The sequence below is a fragment of the Anaerotruncus sp. AF02-27 genome (genome assembly GCF_003465835.1).
In the GTDB taxonomy this organism is placed as follows: domain Bacteria; phylum Bacillota; class Clostridia; order Oscillospirales; family Ruminococcaceae; genus Anaerotruncus; species Anaerotruncus rubiinfantis.
The window spans coordinates 169,432-175,493 of record NZ_QSBX01000004.1; the positions used below are offsets into that span (position 1 = coordinate 169,432).

Below are 6,062 nucleotides of genomic sequence, written 5' to 3' on the forward strand. Positions count from 1 at the left end.
GAAATATCTGCTGCGGCGTATTGTCATGATGCTCGTGGTGCTCATTGGGATCACTTTTATCGTATTTTTCGTCACCAACCTTCTGCCCGCAAACCCCGCTCGTGTGGCGGCGGGGCCTTCCGCGAGCAACGAGGAGGTCGCGATGATTGCGGAAAAGATGGGGCTCAACAAGCCCCTCCCGATCCGCTACCTCATCTATCTCGGGGATCTGCTGCATTTGGATATGGGCAAATCGATCCTGTCGAAGCAGCCGGTTCTCAAGGAGGTCTCCGCCCGCATCGCCGCGACGCTCGAGCTGACGTTGGCGGCAACCACAGTCTATATCATCGTCTCGCTTTCGCTCGGCATCTACTGCGCGCGCCATCCCGGTTGGATCGACAGCCTGACCCGCATGTTCTGCGTGGGCAGCTCCGCCATCCCGCCCTACTGGCTCGCGCTGCTCTTACAGCTCGTTTTTTATTATTATCTGGGGCTCCTGCCTTCCGGCGGGCGGCTTCCCGCGAACCTTTCCCCGCCGGAAGCGGTCACCGGGCTCTATATCCTGGACAGCATCCTTGCGGGCAACTGGGAAACGCTGAAACATGCACTGATCCATCTGGTGCTCCCAACCGTCAGCCTGGCACTTGGCAACATCGGCCTCACAACACGCGTGGTGCGCACCCAGGTCACCCAGGAGATGAGCCAGGACTATGTCCGCACCGCAAAGGCCAAGGGTCTCACCGATAAAGTGGCGGTTCGACGGCACGCAGTTAAAAATGCGATGAACCCGATCGTCACGACGATCGGCATCCAGACCGGTTACATGATGGTCGGCACCATCATGATCGAGACAATTTTCCGCTGGCCGGGGCTCGGTTCCTATGCGATCACTTCGATCCAGAACCTCGATTTCCCCGCCATCACCGGCATCGCCATCGTCATGGCGCTGAGTTTCTCGGTCATCAACCTGCTGGTCGACCTGATCTACATGCTGCTGAATCCGAGAGTGAGGTTGACATGATGAGAAGGATCTTTTTCCGAAATCTGGCCGCGGCTACCGGTACGGTGCTCACCCTGCTGGTGATCCTGTTCATGGCGTTCGGCCCGTTCATTGCGCAATATGACCCCATCACAGTCAACACCGCGGAGCGGCTGCAGCCGCCGAGTTCGACCCACTGGTTCGGCACCGACGAGATGGGGCGGGATATCTTCGCCCGCGTCGCCACCGGTTCCCGCTACACGATTGGCGCGGCGGTGCTGATCATCGGCATCGCCACGCTGCTGGGGCTCTGTTTCGGCGGGCTTTGCGGCTATTATGGCGGCTGGGCGGACGAAATCCTCATGCGTGTCTGTGATATCTTCATGGCCTTCCCCCAGCTGCTGCTCGGCATGCTCATCACCTTTTCACTCGGGCCGGGCCTGCGTTCAGCGATCATCGCGCTGATTATCTCCTGGTGGCCGACCTACATCCGTCTGGTGCGCGGCATGGTGATCTCGATCCGCGAGAATCTCTATGTGGAAGCCGCGGTCGCGGCGGGCGCGCCTTCGCGCTACATCGTTTCCCGCTGTATCCTGCCGCAGACCATCCCGATGCTCATCTCCCGCATCACAATTGACCTCGGGTATGCGATGGTCGCCTGCTCAGGGCTTTCGTTCATCGGGCTCGGCGCGCAGAACCCCCTGCCGGAATGGGGCGCGATGATCTCCGCCAGCCGTTCCTATGTCTTTGACGCATGGTGGTACGGGATGTTTCCGGGTCTTGCGATCTTTGTGACAGTATTGGGGCTGAGTCTTCTCGGCGACGCGATGCAGGACGCTTTTGACCCGCAGCTGCGCGGCACCTACATTCCTCACAAATGGAAAAAGAAAAAAGCGCAGGCCACCGCCGCCTGACAATGCGAAAGGGCGTTTTGCAGATGGAACTTTACGAAAACCGGCTCATACGGGCGCGGGAGCGGATGTCTGGCTGCGGTGTGAACGCGCTGCTGCTGCCGCCGTCGACCGACCTCTTCTATTTCACCGGCTACCAGGGCGTGGCCACCGACCGGCCGGTCCTTTTTCTGCTCACGCAGGAGGAGTCGCTCCTGCTGCTGCCTTCGTTTGAGGCCGCAGCGGCTGAAAAGACGCTCGAAGCGCCGGTGCGGCTTCTGCCCTGGGAGGAGACCGGGGACCCCTTCGTCATAGCCGCGCAGATGCTCCCGTACGGCACTGTAGCGGTCGGCGCGCGGATGTTCAGCCGCTGGCTGCTCACGCTGCAGGGGCTTTTGCCGGATTGCCGCTGGGTTCCGGGCGATTTGGTCACTGCCGCTTTGCGTCGAAAAAAGGATGTTCATGAGCTTTCCTGCATCGAGACGGCGCAGCGGATGGCGGAGGCGGCGCTCGAACAGCTTCTGAAAGAGCCGTTCGAAGGCAAAACCGAGCGCCAGCTCGCCGGCCGGCTGAACGAACTGCGCCGGGAGGTCGGGCTCACCCAGTTTGGGGACCCGCTCATCGCTTCGGGCGAAAACTGCGCGGACCCGCACCACCGCACCGGAACCCGCGTCATCCAGAAGGGCGATTCGGTCATGCTCGATTTCGGCGGCTGCTATCAGGGCTACCGCGCGGACATGACCCGCACTTTCTTTGTCGGCCCGCCGACCGAAAAGCAACGCGCGGTTTACGAGACCGTCCTGGGGGCGCATTTCGCTGCTGCCGCTGCCATCCGGCCGGGCGTCACCGGCGAAACGGTCGACGCGGCGGGCCGGGCGGTCATCGCGGCTGCTGGCTACAGTCGGTATTTTACCCACCGGCTTGGCCATGGCATCGGGCTCGATTCCCACGAGGAGCCGTTCCTAGTGGCCGGGAACAATACGCCGCTTGAGGTGGGCAACGTTTTCAGCGACGAACCGGGCATCTACCTGCCCGGGGAATTCGGCGTGCGGATTGAAGATCTCGTCTGCGTCACCGAGGACGGCTGCCGGACCTTCAACCATTTTCCCAAAGAGCTGATCTCAGTTGTCTGACCGATCCAAAAAAGGGGGTGAAACCGCTTTGGGCAAACATCTGCTTGAAATCCACAACCTGCGCACCTGTTTTCACACCGAACGCGGCCTGCTGCCCGCGGTGGATGGAGTATCGCTGCACATCGATGAAGGAGAAATCCTGGGCCTTGTAGGGGAATCGGGCTGCGGCAAAAGCATCACCTCGATGTCGATTCTGCAGCTCGTCCCGAAACCAGCCGGAGAGATCATGGGCGGGGAAATTCTTTTTGAAGGCGCGGATCTTTTAAAGCTGGGCCCAAAGGAGATCTGCCGGGTTCGCGGCAACCAGATCTCGATGATCTTCCAGGAGCCGATGACCTCCCTGAACCCCACCATGACCTGCGGCCGGCAGATCACCGAAGCGCTGCATCTGCATGAGAAACGCAGCAAAAAAGAAGCGATGGCACGCGCGGTGGAGCTTCTGCGGCTGGCGGGCATCCCGAACCCGGAACAGCGGGTCAAGGAGTATCCCCACCAACTGTCGGGCGGCATGCGCCAGCGGGTGATGATCGCGCTCGCGCTCGCCTGCAGCCCGAAGCTGCTCATTGCGGACGAACCGACCACCGCGCTTGACGTGACCATCCAGGCGCAGATCCTCGACCTCATCAAGCAGATCCGGGATGAATTTGGCATGTCTATCCTGCTCATCACCCATGAGCTTGGGATCGTGGCCGAAACCGCCGACCGGGTGATCGTCATGTACGCCGGAAAGATCGTGGAGGAGGCCAAGGTGCGGCCGTTTTTCGCAAAGCCGCTGCATCCTTACACCGCCGACCTGCTGTGTTCGATCCCGCGCCTGGACGAACGGCAGGAGCGCCTGCACGTCATCGAGGGCAGTGTCCCGAATCTGATCGACAAGCCGGAGGGCTGCCGTTACCACACCCGCTGCCACGAAGCCTGCGACCGCTGCCGCAGACAGGAGCCTCCGCTTTTCAAGGTGGAAGGCGAACGGCATGTGGCCTGTTGGAAATACGCGGACATCGCCGAAAAGGAGGCGCAGCAGCATGGCGAATTCTGAGCAGAACCCGTCCGGCGCGCCCGTCCTTCTGGAGGCCAGAGAGCTAGTGAAACATTTTCCGGTCAAGACAAGCGCCCTTTTCGCTCCAAAACGGTATGTCAAGGCGGTGGACGGGGTTACGTTCACGGTACATGAAAACGAAACGCTCGGTCTGGTGGGCGAATCCGGCTGCGGTAAGACGACGCTTGGCAAGATGCTGCTGCGTCTCATCGAGCCGACCGCCGGACAGGTACTCTTTGAAGGCGAGGACGTTTTACGCACAAGCAGCCAGCAGCTGCGCAAAATGCGCCGCCGGATGCAAATCATCTATCAGGACCCCTTCTCCTCGCTCAATCCGCGCATGAACGTCGGGGATATCATCGGTGAGCCGCTCTATGTGCAGGACGGCATCAACGGCCAGGAGAAGCTCCAGCGCGTCTATGAGCTGCTCGACGTGGTCGGGCTGCCGCGCGCGAGCGTCAAAAAGTATCCGCATGAATTTTCCGGCGGACAGCGCCAGCGCATCGGCATCGCCCGGGCGCTCATCCTGCGCCCGAAGCTGATTGTCTGCGACGAGGCGGTTTCTGCGCTCGACGTGGCCACCCAGTCGCAGATCATCAACCTGCTTGAGGATCTGCAAAAGCAGTTCGGGCAGGCATATGTCTTTATCACGCACGGTCTGTCGGTCGTCAAGCATATCTCCGACCGGGTTGCCGTGATGTATCTTGGAAAGATCGTCGAACTTGCAAAAAGCGACACGCTCTATGCGCATCCGTTGCATCCCTACACCCAGGCACTGTTCTCCGCCGCGCCGATCCCCGATCCCACGGTGGAAAAGCAGCGCATCCTCCTGGAAGGAGATGTCCCCAGCCCGATGAATCCTCCCTCCGGGTGCCGGTTCCACACCCGCTGCCGGATGGCAATGCCCCTCTGCAGCGAATCGGAACCCCCGTTTTGCGAGGTGCGGCCCGGTCATTTCGCCGCCTGCCATCTCCTGAGCGGCAAAACAGCAAACGGCCCATCCAAAGAAGGGTGAGCCTGTCAGAAAGGAATCTGTTATGAATCGAAAAGAACGCGTGGCCGCGGTTCTCGCGGGCAAACCCGCCGACCGCGTGCCGATGGGGTTTTGGCTGCATTTTCCCAGCGAAGCTTTCCACGGGGATGCAGCGGTCGAAGCCCATATGAAATTCTTCGCCGAAAGCAGGACCGACATCTGCAAGGTGATGAACGAAAACCTCTGCCCCTGCGGACACGATATCTCCAGCGCAGGCGATTGGAAAAAAGTTCGTCCCTACAGGCGGAATTCCTCCTTCATTCAGGATCAGGCGGACATCGTCAAACGGATCACCGACCGTATCGCGGGCGACGCGCCGGTCGTGGTCACCATTCATGGGATATTTGCATCTGCTTCGCACACCCTGCTCGGTGTTCCGAAATATGACACGATCGGCCGCTACGCGCAGATCTACCACCTGCGCACGGATCCTGACAGCGTTTTGAGCGCCTACCGCGCGATTGCCGAAACATTGACCAATCTCTGCGAGGCCTGTCTCGACGCGGGCGCGGACGGGATCTATTTCGCGGCGCTCGGCGGCGAACGGGACGGACTGACCGACGAGGAACATGCAAAGTATCTCGCGCCGCTTGAAATCGGCATTCTCAATGAAACCCGCGACAAGTCGGCGATGCATTTTTTGCATATGTGCAAGCCCCATGTCGATCTGCGGCGGTTTGTGGACTATCCCTGCGATGTCTATAACTGGGGCGTACTGGAAAGCGGCACCTCTCTCGCGGAAGGCTATGACATCTTCCCCGGCAAGGTGATGATGGGCGGACTTGATGACCGCAGCCCGGCGCTGCTGAGCGGATCGTATGAAGAAATTGAAGCGGAGGTTCACGCCATCCTCCAGAGCGTTGATCACCGGCGTTTCATCCTGGCAAGCGACTGCACCCTTCCAGCAGACCTGCCTTATGATCGCGTCGCGATGCTTGAACGCGCCTGCGAAAGTTATCAGCCGGTCATGGCGGCCGTCTGAAAAATAATAATCCCCCGGCATAGCCGGGGG

General features: G+C 60.4%; 6 protein-coding genes. All 6 read left to right on the top strand.

All coding sequences use genetic code 11. The features are described from left to right. The coding region (locus DWV16_RS05755; protein ID WP_158572790.1) for an ABC transporter permease at positions 1 to 1,000 on the top strand (1,000 nt) is incomplete at its 5' end. Continuing rightward, positions 1,000 to 1,872, top strand: coding sequence for an ABC transporter permease (locus DWV16_RS05760; protein ID WP_158572791.1), 873 nt, complete (start codon positions 1,000 to 1,002; stop codon positions 1,870 to 1,872). The genes DWV16_RS05755 and DWV16_RS05760, both read left to right, overlap by 1 nt. Before the next feature lie 23 nt (positions 1,873 to 1,895). Continuing rightward, positions 1,896 to 2,981 carry a Xaa-Pro peptidase family protein gene (locus DWV16_RS05765; protein WP_158572792.1) on the top strand — a complete coding sequence of 362 codons (1,086 nt, stop codon included), beginning with the start codon at positions 1,896 to 1,898 and terminating at the stop codon, positions 2,979 to 2,981. A gap of 28 nt (positions 2,982 to 3,009) precedes the next feature. After that, positions 3,010 to 4,017, top strand: a complete 1,008-nt coding sequence (locus tag DWV16_RS05770; RefSeq protein ID WP_118478141.1) for an ABC transporter ATP-binding protein — start codon at positions 3,010 to 3,012, stop codon at positions 4,015 to 4,017. Then, positions 4,004 to 5,032 (top strand): ABC transporter ATP-binding protein, encoded by a 1,029-nt coding sequence (locus DWV16_RS05775; protein WP_118478143.1) that lies wholly within the window; start codon positions 4,004 to 4,006, stop codon positions 5,030 to 5,032. The genes DWV16_RS05770 and DWV16_RS05775 overlap by 14 nt, the downstream gene beginning before the upstream one ends. 22 nt (positions 5,033 to 5,054) lie before the next feature. Beyond that, positions 5,055 to 6,032: a uroporphyrinogen decarboxylase family protein gene (locus DWV16_RS05780; RefSeq protein ID WP_118478145.1), complete on the top strand. Its 978-nt coding sequence runs from the start codon at positions 5,055 to 5,057 to the stop codon at positions 6,030 to 6,032. Positions 6,033 to 6,062 lie beyond the last annotated feature (30 nt).